This window comes from Streptomyces polygonati (genome assembly GCF_042650325.1).
GTDB classification, from domain to species: domain Bacteria; phylum Actinomycetota; class Actinomycetes; order Streptomycetales; family Streptomycetaceae; genus Actinacidiphila; species Actinacidiphila polygonati.
The window spans coordinates 417,230-433,702 of the sequence record NZ_JBHSBB010000005.1; the positions used below are offsets into that span (position 1 = coordinate 417,230).

At 66.7% G+C, this 16,473-nt stretch carries 18 protein-coding genes and 1 pseudogene; 4 read left to right on the forward strand and 15 right to left on the reverse strand.

What is annotated here, in order from left to right; genetic code table 11:
* Positions 1–43 precede the first annotated feature (43 nt).
* The 7 genes from ACFO3J_RS05315 to ACFO3J_RS05345 form a co-directional block, all read right to left on the reverse strand.
* Positions 44–1,417 carry a tyrosine-type recombinase/integrase gene (locus ACFO3J_RS05315; protein WP_386426562.1) on the reverse strand — a complete coding sequence of 458 codons (1,374 nt, stop codon included), beginning with the start codon at positions 1,415–1,417 and terminating at the stop codon, positions 44–46.
* Positions 1,414–1,614, reverse strand: a complete 201-nt coding sequence (locus ACFO3J_RS05320; protein ID WP_386426564.1) for a helix-turn-helix transcriptional regulator — start codon at positions 1,612–1,614, stop codon at positions 1,414–1,416. The genes ACFO3J_RS05315 and ACFO3J_RS05320 overlap by 4 nt, the downstream gene beginning before the upstream one ends.
* Complete coding sequence (locus ACFO3J_RS05325) at positions 1,604–2,959, reverse strand: replication initiator (RefSeq protein ID WP_386426565.1); 1,356 nt, start codon at positions 2,957–2,959, stop codon at positions 1,604–1,606. Before ACFO3J_RS05325 ends, ACFO3J_RS05320 begins: the two co-directional genes overlap by 11 nt.
* Positions 2,956–3,204, reverse strand: coding sequence for a hypothetical protein (locus tag ACFO3J_RS05330; RefSeq protein ID WP_386426567.1), 249 nt, complete (start codon positions 3,202–3,204; stop codon positions 2,956–2,958). Before ACFO3J_RS05330 ends, ACFO3J_RS05325 begins: the two co-directional genes overlap by 4 nt.
* Before the next feature lie 158 nt (positions 3,205–3,362).
* The gene (locus ACFO3J_RS05335; RefSeq protein ID WP_386426569.1) at positions 3,363–3,557 is read right to left on the reverse strand and encodes a hypothetical protein; all 195 of its coding nucleotides are present in this window, start codon (positions 3,555–3,557) and stop codon (positions 3,363–3,365) included.
* An 11-nt stretch (positions 3,558–3,568) separates the two neighbouring features.
* Positions 3,569–4,750, reverse strand: a complete 1,182-nt coding sequence (locus tag ACFO3J_RS05340; protein ID WP_386426617.1) for an FtsK/SpoIIIE domain-containing protein — start codon at positions 4,748–4,750, stop codon at positions 3,569–3,571.
* 206 nt (positions 4,751–4,956) lie between these two features.
* Entirely contained in the window at positions 4,957–5,313 is a 357-nt protein-coding gene (locus ACFO3J_RS05345; RefSeq protein ID WP_386426571.1) for an SCO3933 family regulatory protein, read from the reverse strand.
* A gap of 205 nt (positions 5,314–5,518) precedes the next feature.
* Between ACFO3J_RS05345 and ACFO3J_RS05350 the strand changes: the two genes are divergently transcribed.
* The 3 genes from ACFO3J_RS05350 to ACFO3J_RS05360 all read left to right on the forward strand — a co-directional run bounded on the left by ACFO3J_RS05350 (position 5,519) and on the right by ACFO3J_RS05360 (position 8,565).
* Positions 5,519–6,256 carry a GntR family transcriptional regulator gene (locus ACFO3J_RS05350; protein WP_386426572.1) on the forward strand — a complete coding sequence of 246 codons (738 nt, stop codon included), beginning with the start codon at positions 5,519–5,521 and terminating at the stop codon, positions 6,254–6,256.
* A 513-nt stretch (positions 6,257–6,769) separates the two neighbouring features.
* Positions 6,770–7,447, forward strand: a complete 678-nt coding sequence (locus ACFO3J_RS05355; RefSeq protein WP_386426574.1) for a DUF4145 domain-containing protein — start codon at positions 6,770–6,772, stop codon at positions 7,445–7,447.
* A 188-nt stretch (positions 7,448–7,635) separates the two neighbouring features.
* Positions 7,636–8,565: a hypothetical protein gene (locus tag ACFO3J_RS05360; protein ID WP_386426576.1), complete on the forward strand. Its 930-nt coding sequence runs from the start codon at positions 7,636–7,638 to the stop codon at positions 8,563–8,565.
* A gap of 120 nt (positions 8,566–8,685) precedes the next feature.
* On the opposite strand, the gene ACFO3J_RS05365 is transcribed toward ACFO3J_RS05360, so the two are convergent.
* The 4 genes from ACFO3J_RS05365 to ACFO3J_RS05380 all read right to left on the reverse strand — a co-directional run bounded on the left by ACFO3J_RS05365 (position 8,686) and on the right by ACFO3J_RS05380 (position 10,502).
* The gene (locus ACFO3J_RS05365) at positions 8,686–9,120 is read right to left on the reverse strand and encodes a hypothetical protein (RefSeq protein ID WP_386426577.1); all 435 of its coding nucleotides are present in this window, start codon (positions 9,118–9,120) and stop codon (positions 8,686–8,688) included.
* A gap of 249 nt (positions 9,121–9,369) precedes the next feature.
* The gene (locus ACFO3J_RS05370) at positions 9,370–9,684 is read right to left on the reverse strand and encodes a hypothetical protein (protein ID WP_386426579.1); all 315 of its coding nucleotides are present in this window, start codon (positions 9,682–9,684) and stop codon (positions 9,370–9,372) included.
* Positions 9,677–10,006, reverse strand: a complete 330-nt coding sequence (locus ACFO3J_RS05375) for a hypothetical protein (RefSeq protein ID WP_386426581.1) — start codon at positions 10,004–10,006, stop codon at positions 9,677–9,679. Before ACFO3J_RS05375 ends, ACFO3J_RS05370 begins: the two co-directional genes overlap by 8 nt.
* A complete protein-coding gene (locus ACFO3J_RS05380) occupies positions 9,996–10,502 on the reverse strand; it encodes a bifunctional DNA primase/polymerase (RefSeq protein ID WP_386426618.1) in 507 nt (168 codons plus the stop codon). Before ACFO3J_RS05380 ends, ACFO3J_RS05375 begins: the two co-directional genes overlap by 11 nt.
* A gap of 386 nt (positions 10,503–10,888) precedes the next feature.
* On the opposite strand from ACFO3J_RS05380, the gene ACFO3J_RS05385 reads away from it, so the two are divergent.
* The gene (locus ACFO3J_RS05385) at positions 10,889–12,151 is read left to right on the forward strand and encodes a hypothetical protein (RefSeq protein ID WP_386426620.1); all 1,263 of its coding nucleotides are present in this window, start codon (positions 10,889–10,891) and stop codon (positions 12,149–12,151) included.
* Between the two features lie 559 nt (positions 12,152–12,710).
* On the opposite strand, the gene ACFO3J_RS05390 is transcribed toward ACFO3J_RS05385, so the two are convergent.
* From ACFO3J_RS05390 to ACFO3J_RS05405, 4 genes and pseudogenes are all read right to left on the reverse strand, one after another.
* Positions 12,711–13,646 carry a phosphotransferase family protein gene (locus ACFO3J_RS05390; RefSeq protein WP_386426582.1) on the reverse strand — a complete coding sequence of 312 codons (936 nt, stop codon included), beginning with the start codon at positions 13,644–13,646 and terminating at the stop codon, positions 12,711–12,713.
* Between the two features lie 415 nt (positions 13,647–14,061).
* Positions 14,062–15,438, reverse strand: a complete 1,377-nt coding sequence (locus ACFO3J_RS05395; protein WP_386426583.1) for a tyrosine-type recombinase/integrase — start codon at positions 15,436–15,438, stop codon at positions 14,062–14,064.
* Positions 15,435–15,674: a helix-turn-helix transcriptional regulator gene (locus ACFO3J_RS05400; RefSeq protein ID WP_386426585.1), complete on the reverse strand. Its 240-nt coding sequence runs from the start codon at positions 15,672–15,674 to the stop codon at positions 15,435–15,437. The genes ACFO3J_RS05395 and ACFO3J_RS05400 overlap by 4 nt, the downstream gene beginning before the upstream one ends.
* Positions 15,675–16,393: 719 nt before the next feature.
* Positions 16,394–16,473, reverse strand: a pseudogene (locus tag ACFO3J_RS05405) (IS5/IS1182 family transposase); the annotation flags it as partial.

A 16,473-nucleotide genomic window follows, 5' to 3' on the forward strand; every position in this document is an offset into this window, starting at 1 on the left:
CAGATTTCTCCGGGACTCCCGTCAAAGACCCACTGGACACTTCTTACTTCTCGGCGAGTCCCTTCATGATCCTGTCGTTCATCTCCGTTTCCTGGCCGTCGATGCACTTGGCGTAAATCTTGAGCAGCACGTCCACCGAGTGGCCTGCGCGGGCGGCAACTTCCGGTGCGGGGACGCCGGAGTTGAGCCATTGGGAGACGCCCGCGTGCCGCAGGTCGTACGGCCGAGCGGCCATGACTGACGTGACCTGGCCGGGAAGGAGAGCCAGTTCGCGCGCCTGCTTCCACACTCGCGAGTACGACGAGGCGGCCACCACATTTCCGTACTCGCTCTGGAACAGCCGCCCGTCCTCGGCAGTACCGAACTCCTCGATGTGCTCCAGGAGCAGCCGGACGAGAGGCGGGGGGATCGGCACGATCCGAACCTCTCCTTCCGCCCGCTGCTTCAGGCCCCGCCGGTCATGGGCCTCACCGGAGTCCGTCCAGGTCTTCCCCGCAGAAGGCCGCGTCTCGGTCAGTTCGATACGGCCCCAACCGTGCTCCGGAAGCGTGCAGTCCGACCACCGCAGGCCCAGCGCTTCCCCGGGCCGCACGGCCGCGTAATACAGGCAGCCGAAGAACGCCCGCAGCCGCCGACCACTCGCCCGGTCGTAAGCACCCACGTACGTCAAGACGGTCAGCAACTCCCGCGCCTGCCGAGGATTGACCACCACCCGCCGGTCAACCTCCTGCACCGCCCGCTTCCCACGCTTTCGCCGCACCCGGCTGAGCGGATTGGACGGCAGCGCCTCCAGCTCCACCGCGTATTCGAGCGCGTTGAAGACCACCGCCCGGCGCCGCCGGTATGTCTGGGTTGCCGCCGGCTTGCCGTCCAGCTTTCGGCCCAGCGCGTCGATCAGCTCATGCACCCGGGCAATCTCCAGCAGCTCCGCAACGGGCAGAGACGCCTTCTCGATCCACACGAGCGCAGCCACGATCTCCGGCGGCCGTTCACGCTCACGGCGCGGCGGAGGCAAGAGGTACGAGCGCAGCACACGCCGCAGCACCTCGGGCGTAGGCCGGCCCCGCCCCGGCTTGACCAGCACCGGCACGACTCCGGCCAGAGCATCGGTCATGCTGTCGCGCTGCTTGGCCGACGCCTCCGCCCACCGGTGATCGAGGTACTTCACCGCGAGGTCAAGGAACGACAACGCTGCCTTGCCGCCACGAAGCGAGTCCGGTAGCCCCGACACCGTGTCGAACGGCTCCCCCTTCTCGACCGCCCGCAGCAGTTGTGCCCGGAAGCGATCTGCCAGGGCCTTTGTCTTGTAGACCTCGTGGAAAGGCGCCTTGTCCACCGACCAGCGGACGAGGTACGTCGGCTTCTTGGCCGACTGGTTGACGCTCAGCTTCCAGACGGAGACTTTGTACGACTTCACGCCGCCCCCTCTGCCCGCTCGTCCAACCAGGCGTTCAGCACGGCCCGCCGGACCCGCAACTCCCCATTGGGCAGCCGGATGCAGTCCGGTGCGAGCCCCAACTCCCGCCAGCGGTAGAAGGTTCGTCGGGAGATCCCGCCCAGCTCGTCCAAGACCTCCCGCACGGTCAGCAATCCAGTCGCGCGCTCACGCGCCATGCCGCTCACCGCCTTCGCGCACCGAAGCCGCGATGAGCGCCGCCGCCGGCGAATAGCCACGACCGGCGTAACGCCACTGCCCAGCCGCAACCACCGTCCGCCCGCCGAGCCCGAGCGCGGCCCGCTGCTCCTCCGCACGGTGCTCGGTACGGGCCTCACGGAGCGCGGTGAGCGTGGTGGAGTAGCGGCGCGACTTGGTCGAGAAATGCCCGCCGTAGCCGAGCATGTGAGCCCAGCGCCGCAGCCCGAGCGGTTCGAAGTCAGCCAGGCCGCCGAGCCACCAGCACGTCCCCATCATCCGCAGCACATGACGCCGTACCGGCAGCACCACCAGCTCTCGGGCATGCCGGATACGCCCATCGACCGCCCCCGCGACCTCCGCACCCTTCGTGGCGTACTTGGCGATGTACCCGGCCACCGCCGCCGACGTCAGATCCCCGGTACCGAATTCGGCGATCGGCCGCACATCCACCTGCGTACCGAACCGCAGCACCCGCCGCCCGACGACCGCCGCCCCCGGAGCGGCCAACCGGACCCGCCCGACCGACTCCCGTACGGCATCCCCAAGCAGTTCGGTCGTCGCCCACCCGGGCGGAGCCGACTGCGGACCCTCCGGCCCGTCGAGTCGGATCACCGCATGGAAATGGACCAGGCCCCGCCGCTGGTACTCCGCGACCTTCGCGTACGACAGCCGGACCGCGTCCGCCAACTCCGCACGCGACAGGCCCGCCAGCCGAGCCAGCTCCCGCCGCAGTTCAAGCGCGAACCGGTGCCAAAGCCGACCGGCGTGCGCCTGCCACAGCACCGCCCCCGCGTAGTCGTAGCAGCGCGGGCACAGCGGCTCGCCGAGCCGGGAGTCGTCCGCCGAATGGCGCTCCCGGCAGCCGACCGGCACCCCGTGCGGGCAGCGCTCCCCCGCCCGACGCGGCCGGCAGACCCGTACCCGACCCTCGCGCTCCCGCCGGGTGTGCACCGCCCCGAACCCCGGAGCGGTGAGCGTGGCGAAGACCCGAGGGTGCCCGCCGACCTCCGTCGGGGTGGACTTGCCGCCGACGAGCCCGGCGCGGATGAGCTGATAGGTATCGGCCCGGTAGACCCCGGCGCAGGTCGGGCAGACGCTCGCCCGGCGATTCCCGCAGGCGACCAGCAGCCTGCCGCCGTAGGCCGACGAGCCGTACGACCACAGCACCTCCCCGCTCCCGGTATCAACGAAGGCGGAGGCCCCGACGAGGTGTACGGGGTTGGTGCAGCCGTTCAGACGGACGATGTTGCGGCGCCAGGCGGAGAACTCCGGCTCGGCGGCCCTGGCGAGCAGCGCGGCCACATCCTTCGGCGTCGCGTTCATCGCCGACCACCGCCGAACGCCTGCCACATGACCGCCGTGATGGCTCCGGTCGGGGTCTTGGCGCTGAACCTCAGCGTGGGATCGGTCAGCCAGAGCGCGGCGGCGTGCACCGGGCACAGCCAGCGCTCGAAGCCGTCCAGGCCGACGAGGACAACCTGTTCCCGGCCGTCGCAGGTGGGACGTTCCGGTTCGCGTAACTCGCATTCAGGCAGGCGCGATTTGCGCGGTCGGTTGGGGGTGGACACAGTGTGAGTGCTCCTTTCACTGCTTACGTGGCGGATGGGGTGGGTTCCTGGCGGGGTCGGGTTTGGCGACTTCGCGCCCCGCCGGGAGCCTTTTGCGCGTACGAGCGCGCGGGCGGATCTGGGCATGGCTGTCCCCTTCGTCGTGCGGGGAGAGTTGGTCAGAAGCTCAGTTGGCCGAGGAAGGCACTCAGGCCGACGAGCGCGGTGCGGATGACGGGTGCTGCTCCGGTCGCGGCCAGCAGAAAGCCGAAGACTCCGCTGAGCAGGACGTCGGGCCAGCGCAGGTAGCGGATGCGCAGCAGGAACCAAATCAGGAGGCCGAGCAGCACGACGGCCGACATGGACACCAGCACGGCTGCTCCCTTCAGGCGATGTCGTCGCGGTCGAGTCGTTCGATGACGGCCGTTGCTGCCGCGCCGTACGTGGCCGGCTCGAAGGCGGCCGCCGGGTCGCGCAGTTCGGGAAGATCTGGGGTCAGGTGGGCGTACTGAGCCGCGGTCGCTTCGGCCTCAGCCTCCGAGACCAGGTGCGAGCGGGCACGTTCCCAGCCGTCGCCGGATGCGAGCACGGCGGTGCCGGCCTGGTCGGGACGGATCGCCTGAGCGGCCTTGAGGGCATCCGGGTTGAGATCCCCGAGAGCCATCTCCGCTGTGCCGGGGTCGGCGACCCGATGGCAGACCCGGCCGCCGAGTTGGGCCCGTAGCGCGGTGACCCCGGGCCCGAGGTCCGAGCCAACTCGCTGGCCAGCCACGACGAGAAACACCCCAAGCGCCGCCCCGAGTTGAGCCAGCCGGATGAGCGCCGTGCCAGCCGCGTGAGCCTCGTCCTTCTCGCTGCGGTTGGCAATGAGGAACAGCTCCGCCAGCTCATCCACGATCACGACGACCGGCACGGGCCGTTGATCATCCGGCAGACCCCAGACGTTGCGGACCCGGGCGGTGCGACAGATCGCCATACGGTCCGTTGTGAGATCCACCAGCGCCGACAACAGCCAGGCCGCCTGTGCGCGGTTGGTGGCAAGCGCCGAGAGCCGGGGCCCGTAAAGGGAGAGTTCCATACCGCCCTTGCAGTCGATCCCGACCAGGGCGACCGGCTGAGGTGCGAGACTGGCGACCAGCGCGTTGATCAGGGTCGACTTGCCGGATCGGGTCGCACCGACGATGAGCCAGTGCGGTATCTGCCGCAGGTCCATTACCCATTGGGCGCCGGTCTCCAGTACGCCCACCGCGACGCTGAGCAGGTGTCCGCTCCCCCGCTGCGACGGTATGCGCGGCGCGGCCAGCGGGTCCGCCGACGAGGCGACGACCCGTACGTATCCGGGATTCCGGGGCGTCACCCGCACCGCGTGCACCTGCCACGTCTCGGCCATCGCGGGTGCCGCCTTGGCGAAGTCCTGCGGCACTTGACCGGGCAGCAGCCGTACGACGAACCAGAAGCCGCCTGCCGTCGGTCGTATCGGTCCGCGACGGGGTACGCGCGGCTGAGGCGGAGGCGCCCCGTTGCCCACGAGACCCGACACGACCGTGAGCGCGGCCTTACGGCTCACCGCGAGCCCGCATCCGGCCATCAGCGGTCGCCACGTCCGGCCAACCCGTATGCACGCCACCGGAAATCCGATGACCAGCCACCACGCGACGGGGAACCAACGCCGGAGAGCGGGGCCGATGATGATCAGGGCCGCCACCAGGGCAAGGGTCGGCGTCAGGATCAGCGCCAACCAGACGTGCCCGGCCGAGGACTCGGCTAAGCGATTCACTGGCCGGCCCCCTTGCTCGCCGCGCCGGACGAGGGAGGGGCGGCGAGCGGCCGGATCTCCGAGGCCCGGAAGGCGATGCCGTGCCGTCCCTCGTTCTCCCACGGGGTGGCCACGAGGTCCCGCACCTGCACCGGCATCCCGAGCTGCACGCCGCTCGGCTCCCCGGGCACGCTCACGTTCACCACATCGGCCGATCCGATGGACATGAGGCACAGGCCGACCTGAAACACGGTCCGGCCGGTGTCACGGTCCACGCGGAGCTGACCGGTCTCGCGGTTGGCGACGCGCGGGGCCGGGGGGACCGCGCAGATGATCGCCGTGTACTTGGCGGTGTCGATCGGAAGGGTTGCCACAGTTCTGAACTCCTCTGGGGTGACCGGTCGGAGGCGATCCTCCGATTTGGTTTACAATCCGTAGTACGGGTGCAGATCCCAGAGTGCGACCCGTAGTACGGGTTGTCAAGTGGCTTGGGATGGGGGACGCTTCTTCCATCTGCGGATGGAAGCATCCAGCCGCGGATGGAAGAACGAGAGCCGTAAGGCCATCAGTGGAGGCCAGATGCCAGCCGAGAACACGCAGCCCAAGTACCGGCAGATCGCCGACTACCTGCGGCGCGGCATCCTGGACGGCACGTTCCCGGCCGGCCAGCCGCTTCCCTCAGAGGAAGCGCTGGCGAAGCAGTTCGGCGTGACGCGCCCCACGGTCCGCCAGGGACTCACGGAGCTACGCGCTTCCGGCCTGGTGGAGGCCATCATGGGCCGCGGTACGTTCGCCCGCTCACCGCACAGCCGCCCCAACGTGACCCGCCCCCGCGGAATCCGACGAGGCAAGAACGGCAGCTTCACCGAGGCCGATGGCATCAAGTGGACCGAGGCGGAAGAGCCGATCGCCGTCCGCACCGACGCCCCGCTCGCCCTGGCCGACCTCCTCCGAGTCCCGCCCGGCGAACCGCTCTACACCTACGACGCCTTGCAGACCGCCGAGCCGGGCCTCCGCCAACTCCACCGCACCTACGTGCCGTTCTCCATCCTCGTCAGCACCAAGTACGAAGAAGAAGCGCCCCCGCAGGCCCCGCAGCTCTACGCAGCGCTCGCCGACCTGGGCCACGAACTCCATTTCACGGAGTACCTCCGCCCCCGAATGCCCCTCCCCGACCAGGCCCAGGCCCTCCGCCTCCCCGACGGCGTACCCATCCTGCTCATCCTCCGCGTCACCCTCAACGAGCACGACAAGCCCCTCGCCCTGGAGGAGTTCCAACTCCCCGGCGACGACCTCGAACTCGCTTACTCCCTCTGACGTGCTGGGCCCTTGGCTCAAACTTTCTCTACGTCTTCAAGGCCCCCGGCTGCGCTCCGCTCCGCCGGGCGCACGTCCGGCTCCCGGCCGGCCGTCGCTCCTGTCTCCGCCCCGCCCGGCCGACGCCGCGCGCGCCCGCAAGGGTGGGCCGAAGGGGCATGAGGGAGAACCACGCCAGCCCACAGCAGGAGTCACGACGATGCCTCCGGCGGGGGCGCTCCGCATCCGGGATGGACCAAGCCCGGCCGGCGACCGCGTGATCGTCGTGGCGAGCGAGGGGACTCCCATCCCACCTGCCATCGACCCGGGCAAGGCGAGCAGTCGCGGCCCAGGGCGTCAAGGTCGTTCGTACAGTGGCGCGCTCCACCTTGACGCCCTGAACCACGCCCGCTCCACGTAGGTGCGGGCCGACGGCAGACGGGATGGAAAGCGGAGGTGGAGAGTCGGGCCTTGCCCAACCAATGCTTGGGAAACGGTGACTCCGCGACCCGGGCGCAGCTAAACTGCGATGTTATGAGTAATTTCACCCGAGTTGGATCCGCTTTTCCCTTGGTGTGCCCGCACTGCGAGAAGCCGACGTTGGCTGAAGTCCTCAGCGAAGCGGACGGACAAAACGAACTTGAACCCCCGTTCCTGGCAGAGCTAGCACGCTGTGCGACGTGTCGCAGCCCGTTCCTCGTGCTTGAGGAAGACTACGGCTACGGGTGGGACGGCGAACCGGTCGTGGTCTGGCCTCAGCAGCACCGACCGTTGAGTTTTCAGATACCCGATTCATTGCGACTCGAACACGAAGAGGCTCGCAGGTGTTTCTCATCGAAAGCCTACACCGCCACGGCAGTAATGGTGCGTCGCACCCTCGAAGGCGTTTGCATAAACCAGGGAATGGCTAACGCTAACGGTAAGCCGCAGCCCTTGTTCAGAATGCTTGAGCAACTTAAAAATGACGGAAAGATCGACGGTCGCCTATTTGAATGGGCGCAAGAACTGCGCGTTCTTGGCAATCAGGGAGCACACTTTACCGGTACTGCTGTAACCCGCGAAGACGCTGCCGATGGCCTTGCGCTTGCTGAGGCACTACTCGATTATCTGTACGTTCTTTCAGCACAGTTTGAAGCCTTTAGGAATCGACGCAGCAAACGAAAGCAAAGCGACGCCGTTAAAGACTCTTCCCCGGATGCAAGCGATGCTTGAAAAGTAGACACAGAGGATCCATGAATCGAAATTTGCGTGGCAACTCGCCGCTGCGGGGATTGCCAAGAGCACGCCGTCAGGCACCTACTTGGGGAGAACGACATGGGACAGTGCCATGGAGTAGCGTCGGCGAAGGGAGCGCAGGCGAACGCCCTAGCGAACTCACGTTTCAACCAATCGAGAATGGCATGGATTATCTGCTCAGCGTGAGTGACCACTTGGCGGGAGATCCCTCTCCGCGCGATCTGAAGTACGCGGTGCTGCATCTTCAAGCTGCCGTAGAAGTACTGCTTAAAGCTCGGCTGGTGCAGGAAGATTGGACTCTAGTATTCGACAAACCTGAAAATGCCAGTCGAGAGAGATTCGAAGAGGGTAATTTTCGCAGTTGCGGAACATCGGCGGCCTTGAAGCGCCTGCGGGACATAACTGGCGTTGATCCCACGGCGAATAGTGGGATCGAAAGTGACTTGAGACAACTAGTTAGATGGCGGAATGCGCTTCAACATTATGGCCTTGCAGCAAAAACGCCAGCGGTGGAGAAGCTCGCCGCTAACATCCTTGATTTTCTTCTGGAGTTCGTGAAAGGCCAACTTCGCCCTTCGTTGTCACCAGCGGACTCGAAGGTACTGAATAGGCAAATCGGCCTGGTTGGTGATGGACTAGCCCACATTAATCATTTCATTGCGGCGCGAAGCGAGCATCTGCGCGAGGGGCTCATTCGGCTCGCAGACGATGTTGTGACGTGTCCGCAGTGTGGCCAAGATGCACTCGTAGTTGGTGGTGATCTCACATGTCAATTCTGCCTGGTTGTCTGGCCCAACGGAGAAGAGGTGGCATTCACCTACGTTGAAACTGTGCTGCGGCTGGATATAGGCCAGAATTTTCACGACGACGGCACGCCATTGGTTAACCAGTGCCCGGACTGCTCGGCAGATGCTCTCGTTTCACCGGTCCGTATGGCATCGAATAGGGAAGTGGCCCACCTTTGTTTTGAGTGTGGTGCGAAATTCGATCACCTCGAACCGTGCTGGAATTGCTGTCTTCCGTACGCATTTGACGTGGACAACAACGGGCAATGCAAGAAGTGCGGTGGCGTCGGTGCGGACGGAGTCTTCTAGTTGTTCGGCCGGCGCTTGTCCTGGTGACCTGAATTCCAGAGCTGAGCGCAGGGCCTGGGACTCTGACCAGTGGAAACTCTTGAACCGACGAACTGGAGGTCAAGTGCGATCTAGCGGAGGTCAAGGCTGTTTGACCTGAGCGTCGTTGAGAAGGGCCCGCAGCTCTTCCGAGCGGCGACCTTCCAGCGTCTGGTGGACAATCTGATCGTATCCCATCCGGCTGAGGACATTGGCGCCCAAGGTGGGGTCCTGGAGGCCGATCATGCGTCGCTCGTGAGGCTCAAGCTCAGCGCCGCGGTAGTTCAGGCTCAGGGAGCCTTTCAAGATCGCGTCGGTGATCGACACCACCGCTTGCAGGAAGTGGTCGTACTGCGCCGCAGTAGATTCGATCCCCAGACCCGCGAACAGCCATCCGGCAAGCAGAGGCTCCAAGTAGACGTCCGAGTCGAGCGCGCCGGTCGGTGCGTACTTTGACACGAAGTCCGCGAAGTCGTCGCGGCTCAGCTCTACGTGACCGTCTACGGCCATTACCGGCCCCTGACGAAGTGTGGACACTGTGGCCTCTCATTGATCTCTCATAAGACATCCGACAGGTGTACTGGTCTGTTTCACGGCGCTCTCGGAGCCTTTGCCCGGGAGCGGCTACATGCGCTGTGACGACGCCATGTTGGGTTCCTCGAAGGCCACCTCTCGGCTTCGCCGCCCGGTCCGGGCTGCGGCGCTGGGGCGCCGGTCCCGGCCCGGCGGCAAGACCGCGGTACTCCGCCAACAGCACCAGCAGCCAGCCGTCTGGAAGTCGACCCATTAGCCGGCGGGATTACCCGGCAGCCCCAGCTTCGCCCGCTCCTCCTCCGCCGCCTCCACCGCCAGGCCGACCGCGATGAGCTGCGCCAGAATCTCCACCGCCGTCGGGCGGACCGGGCCCAAGTGAACGATGCCGTCGCCGAAGACATTCACGTCCGCCTTGAGACCGGGGAAGTCCGAATCCAAGCCCAGAGCGAGCAGTTCCTCGGCCAGCAGATCCGCAGCCTCCTTCGCGTGCGCCCAGCCACGTACGTAGGCGACGTCCGCCGTCAGAGACTCGGCACGACTCGCACAGACACCACGTGCGTCAGTCATTGCCCGCCCTCCTCCTCACGTCAGCCCGTTCGGCAACCAGACCGCCGCCACCGGCTTCGAGAGCCAAGGCACCGGAGGAGAGGGCACGGCGGATGAGTCCGGCGAGGCGTTCGGCGGTCTCGGGAGAGACGCGGCCGAGTTCGATGAAGCCCTGTCCGAAAGCGTTGATGTCTGCCCGGAGGTAGGGGGAGTCTCGCTGCATGCCCGCAGCGGTCAGGACGTCTCGAAGCGAAGTAGCCGCATTGCGGGCGGCGTACCACTCCCCGCTTTCGAGCGAGGGGCCGCCCGCGGGCCCGCACTCGGGAGGCTCGTCACCGGACATCGGCCGTCTCCTGCCCGTACTGCTCAATGCGCGCGAGGAGCTGGCAGGAAGCGGTCAGCATCACGGCCAGCGCGACGACTTGCAGCGGGGAGCCGTGCTGCGGCCGGATCGGAGCGTCCAGCCACTCGAAGCGGTCGCCGGTCAGAGACATCGGTCCGGGCACCACGACGTAGGAGCCCGTGTCGAGGTAGGTGTGGCGCGGCGGGTTGTCGGTCTCCCTGCCCAACGCGCGCGCGAAGCGCTCACGCGATGCCCTTGGCAGGAAAAAGCCCATCCGGTCGGCCGCCCGGTCGACCATCACCGGGCCGACCGGCATTCCGCGCCGCCGCAACTGATCGAAGGTCTCCATGCCTGCCGTCTGGTCGGTGGCCACGACATCGAAGTGCCCGCCGGCCGCGAGGAGATACGGCTGTCGCGGATCGTCCAGCCACGCGGTGCGGCATACCGCCGGATCGTCCGCCGCGCGGCTCAGCCACTCAATTCCACGCCTGGTCATCGTCTGCACGCGGCACCACCTGAGACACACCGGCCGCGGACTGTCCGCCGCCATCTCCAGATTCGGACGTGGACCCCTGGCCTGGGCAGATGACGCGAGGTGACGTGGGATGACGTGCAGGGGCAAGTGCCGTCACCCCACGTCGCCCTTCCTCCGCGCTGCGGGCGCCCTTTTGTCACTCCACCGAGCGTTTCGAACACGTAGAGTCGATGGCACCGCTATCAGCGTGAGCGGACCGAGGAGGCGCGGTGGGGAGCACGGTCACGGGGAGCGGCACTCCGGTCAGTACAGCTCGCAGACAACGGGGTTGGGGGCAGTTGAGACTCGTCAACGAGCTGCGGCGGGCTGCGCAGAACCGAGGCCAGACGCTTCCCACCGACGCCAGCGTGAAGCGGCGCATTGCGAGTTGGGAGAATGGACACAGCCAGCCGGACGAGTTCTATGGCCTGTTGCTCTGCGAAGCGCTCGAACTCACCCCCGCCGAATTGGGACTGCACCACGCCGGACCCGGGCAGGACGCAAAACTCCTTGAGACGCGCTACCCGCCCAGCCCCGATGCCGCCATTGCCAACGTCGACCAACTCTGGCGGGCTGACCTTCACGGCTACGAGCCGCTGCTCCTCTCCGAGCCCTCCGAACCAGCCTGGAGCGACGCCTCCTTACGCTGGCTCGTCGCCCCGGAGCCGGTCCCACTCCCCGCGGTCAGCGCATCAGGAAACCGGGTCGGCTTGGCTGACGTCGCCATGGTGAAGTCCACGAGCGACACGTTCGCAATGCTGGACGACCGCTTCGGCGGTGAACACGCCCGGCAGTCGGTCATCCAGTACCTCAGTCGCGACGTAGCGCCGCTCCTCAACGGCCAGTACACCGAAGGCGTCGGACGCGCCCTCTTCTCCACCGTCGCCGAGGCAACGCTCCTCGCCGCGTGGATGTCGTACGACGCCTGCCATCACGGACTCGCGCAACGGTACTTCCTCCAGGCGCTCCGCTTCGCGCAGGACGGTAACGATCGCCGACTCGCGGGAAGCATACTCTCCGCGATGAGCCACCAGGCCACTTTTCTGGGCCACTACACGCAGGCCGCGACCCTCGCGCGCGCCGCGCGGATGGGTATCTCCGGGGTGGCGACGCCAACGTTGATGGCTCAGTTTCACGCGATGGAGGCCCGAGCGCTGGCCCGTACGGGCGACAAGCGCGCGTGCGAGCTGGCCCTTGCAGAAGCCGCCCGCTTCCTGGACCGCCGCAACTCCGGTGACGAGCCGGAGTGGATCACCTACTTCGACGAGGCCGAACTCGCCGCCGAGGCGGCTCACTGCTTCCGCGACGTGAGCAACGCCCGCCAAGCCGTCGAGCACGCCGGCAACGCGATGAGCGGCGACCACGTACGATCCGACTTCTTCGTCACGATGGTCCTGGCGGACGCACACCTTCGGGCCGGCGACATCGAGGAAGCGTGCCGGGTGGCCTTGGACGCACTCGACTTGGGCGAGCAGCTTCGGTCGGCGCGATGCGTCCAGTATCTGGCGGACTTCCGACAATCTCTCGACGCGCATGCAGGAAGCCGGTCAGTGCGAGACCTGGCTGAGCAGGCGGAGGGTCAACGCATATGGGAGGCGGCAGCACGCCTGTCAGGCCGGAGCGGCAAGTGAGCGCGGCCACTCACCTTCTCACTGCGGGCGGCGTACTGCTCGGCGCCCTGCTCAGCGTCGGAACGGCTGCTCTGTCGGACCGCGTGCGCGCGAGGCGCGAGCGGAACGACCGTTGGAATCTTGCGCGTTTCGAGGCGTACCGCGCGTTCATGAACGCCATGCACAGGCAAGCTGGCGCCGCACGTTCGCTGGGGACGACAAAAGGGTTGCTGGAGGGGCCTCCGCCTGTTGACGAGGAGACCGGAGTACGAGAGATATCCGAGTCGGACCGGGAACTTGATCTCGCCCACGAGACGGTCCAGTTGCTTGGAAATGAGCGTACTGGGGCCGCTGCCCACGCATGGCGATTCGCGGTCTGGCAGCTCAGCGACTACGCCCGCGGCCTCGAACCGGCGGGGCCCAACGAATGGGCTACGGCGTACACCGAGTACCGACGAGCCCGCGACGAATTCCAGGCTGCCGTACGACTCGACCTCGGCATTGTGGGCCCCGGATTCCAGAGACTGACCGCGCGGCACTGGGCTCCTCCAGGGACCACACCATCCCCGCCCAACAGCCCCTAAAAGGGGCGCCAGTCACGCCGGTCGCCGCCGGTACGTATCGCTTCCACGCGCCGGGCAAACTCAGAGGCCGCCTTGGGTTCCGCCGCAGCCTTGCCACCCATCCAGAGCGTCATCATCAGCTCACGCACGTCTGCGAGGACCGGATATCCCGGCCAGTTCATCAGGTCGAAGCCGTAGTGGTGAACGAAGGATTCGTACTGCTCGCGTGAGTGCCAGCCGTAACGGTCGTAGTAGATGGCCGTCAGGATCAGGTCCCACTCACGCGGGGCGAGCGCGAAGCCGTCCAGGTCGATGAGGACCGCCTGTCCGGTGCGGTCGCGCAGCACGTTGCCGATATTGGCGTCTCCGTGGATCATCCCGAAGGGCAGCACGAAGTCGAGACGGCCGTACTCCTTCTCCAGTGTCTCGGCCCGCTCCCGCAGGAAGGCCACGTCCGCCGCTGTCGCACCATCGAGGTGTTCCAGCGAGGCCCGAACCTTCGCGAAGGGCTCGAAGTACGGAAGGCCCAGCGACTCCGGCTCTTCCAGCCAGTGCAGCCGCCTCAGCAGGTCCGCCAACTCCGGGAGTGTCGCGTACTCCTCGGCGTCCTGGACGCTCTCCCAGAAGGTGACGACGCGCTCGCCGACGACGAGCGGCTGTGCGATGCCCGGCAACACCCGGTTCGCCGGATACCGCTCCTCCCCCAGCCACCGCGCCACCCGGACCGCGCGTTCCATCTCGGTCAGCGCATCCCGGTCCGCCGTTATCCGCACGATGACCGGTCGGCCGGCCAACTGATACACGGCATTGGACCCGAACCTCAGCAACCGAGCCCCGGCCGCATCCAGCCCCGCCACCGCGCACGCTTCCCGCAGAACCGCGAGGGTTGTCTCCGCGGTGAACGCCACAGCCCCGCTACCTGCCCTGTCGTCGTCCGAGACACCACACGCCATGCAACCGACCATACGGGTCAACCTCCCTGCCCGGCAGGCGGTTCACGTCGTAGGGACGTAATGATCAAGCTGCGCCAGGGGCCCGCCCGGTGCGTCCACCCAGTTCAGCACACCGCACAGCGCAACGGCCCACCCAGCCTCGGGAGCCGTGTGCGCAGGTTCGAATCCTGCCGGGGGCACCTCCGACCAACCGCAGGTCAGGTGCCTAAAAAACCCTCTGATCAGGCAGAACGTCTGATCAGAGGGTTTTTGCTTGCCTGCAGGTTTGGGCCACCAGAGGCACCTAAAGGCACCTCCAGGCCAGAGTCTGTGGCGCATTTGTGGCGCGAAAGGGCGCCGGGTTTTGCTGGTGGACGCCGAACGGGGTGCGGCCCCGGGCGGGTGTCCGGGGCCGCGTCGCGTCGTGCTGAGGAGGCTAGTTGTACTCGTCCAGCAGGGCCTCGATGCGCTGGTTGGCGATCTCGCGCCGGCCGTAAAGACACTTAGCGTAACGGGCGAGGAGGACCTCGACGCTGTTGCCGGCGCGCTCGGCGACCTCGGTGGGGTCGACTCCGGCGTTCAGCCAGGTGGACAGGGTGGAGTGCCGCAGGTCGTAGGGACGGTGCGCCAGCGGAGAGCGCACCAGGCGGGACGGGAGCGCGAACACCCGGGCCTCGTGCCAGACCCGGTCGTAGGTGGAGGAGTCCAGCACGCCGCGCCGCTCGTTGAAGAACAGCCGGCCGTCCTCCGCCACGCCGTGCGTACGGATGCCCTCCTTCAAGATGACCACCAGTCGGGGCGGCAGCGGCACCACCCGCGTGTCCTCCACCGCCCGGTTCTTCAGACCACGGTCGTCATGGACCTCACCGGAGTCGGTCCACCTCTTTCCCGCCGTCGGACGGGTCCGGTGCAGCGTTGCGCTGCCCCACCCCCGCCCCGGCAGGGTGCAGTCGTCCTCGGACAGCCCGATGGCCTCCGCCGGGCGCAGGCCGGCGTAGTACATGGCGGCGAACAGCCCCACCAGGCGTCGCCCCCGGGCCCGGTGGTAGCCACCGACGTAGGAGACGGCCGTGAGGAGCGAAGCGGCCTGGGCGGGGTTGGCCACCACCCGGGGATCGACTTCGGTAGCCGCCTTCGGCTTCTCCCACTTCACCGCGCCCGCAGGGTTCTCCGCGAAGTCCCCCCGGTCCACGGCATAGTTCAGGGCGGCCACGAAGGTCTTCCGCTTGCGGCGCACCGTCGCCCCGGCAGCCGCCTTCCCGTCTTGCCTTAGCTTGAAGGCGTCCAGCACCTCCCGCACCACCACCGGCTCCTTCAAGTCCGCCAGCGGCCGGGATGCCTTCTCCACCCAGCGCAGCACCCGGGCTACCTCTGGCGGGAGATCCCGCTCCCCCGGTGCGGGGAGGACGAACGCCCAGTCACGCAGGGCGCGCTGCAGCGCCTCGTCGCTGGGGCGTCCCGGCGTGTCCCGCAGCAGCGACTTCGTCGCGTCCGTGAGCCCCTCGTTGATCTCCTCACGGTAGTTGGGGGAGACGTGCGGCCACCGCAGCGCCATATACACCAGGGCAAACTCGTACCACGAGACCTCGGTAGCCTTCTCCTCCATGGACGGCGGAAGTCCAGTAGCGGTGTCGAATTCCTCACCGTCCCGCATGGCCTGACGCAGCTTCCCCTGGTGCGCCTTGGCCAGCCCCTTGGTGCGCGCGGTGTGTAAGAACTCCTTGCCTGCCACCTTCCAGCGCACCTGGAAGGACGGCTTCTTACGCCGTTCGTCGTGCCGGATGCCAAAGACCCGCACATCCGTAGTTTTCAAGCAGCAGCCTCCTCATGATCACTCAGCCAGGACTCGACATCGCCCTGGCGCATGCGCAACTGCCCCTTCGGCAGCTTGATGGCCAGCGGCGCGGTGCCCAACTCGCGCCACCGGTTGAACGTCCGGCGGGACACCCCGACCCGCTCCAAGAACTCCTCCACCGTCACCAGTCCCTCCGTACGGCGTCCCTCGGCGTGCCGCTCAGGTACGATCCAGCCCTTCCGGGAGCCGGCCATCGCCCACGTCCTTCCTGCATCGAGATCACAGAGCGCCCGCCTCGGATCCACCGCCAAGCAGCCGGAACGGGACGACAACAATGATCCGCAGAAAACACGTTTTGCCTGACGGCACTTTCTGGGCTATATAGCGCGGCGCACCCACAGCCGACCGGTACTCTGACCCGCCGTGGCGCCGCTGAGCGCAGGGGCCGCCTCGCCCCGAGAGGACCAGCGGGCCCAGTACACGTCCAACCTCGCCGCGTCAGCCATTCCGGACCAATCCCGCTCCATCGAGAATATATCCGGGCGACCAACAGGAAGACGTCCTTTCCTTGCATAACGAGGGAAGGCTATAGCTTGACATACGCCTATGGCAGAAATCCACTCATATGGCAGACGAAAGTGTCTGCCGTGAGCGAACTAGAGATGAGAATGAAAAATTCGACCAGCATCGCCCGTTACACGAAGAAGCACTTGTGAGCAGCTTGCGGACAGAACTGAATTTCCCTGGCGCTGCTGGTAGCTGCTGATCACCCCGCAATGCGCAAAATAGGCCCTTGACCGTCCATCCTTCCAGGAAAGCAATATCGCTGGCTGGACGCATACGAAGCGCGATATCGATGATCCACTTCGTTTAGTGCAAAAAAGTGATGGCGGGGACGGCTTCATTCGGGCGTTCTTGGCGTGCGCCCCCTCGCAGCGTGTCGGGGCATTGCTGCGGTAGGCACTGAGCGTTTTCAGCGTTGCCTCTCCAGGGTGAGGACGGCTTTGGTGATGACGGTCATGCGGTTGGGGCTGATGCGGGATCTGCGGAAGA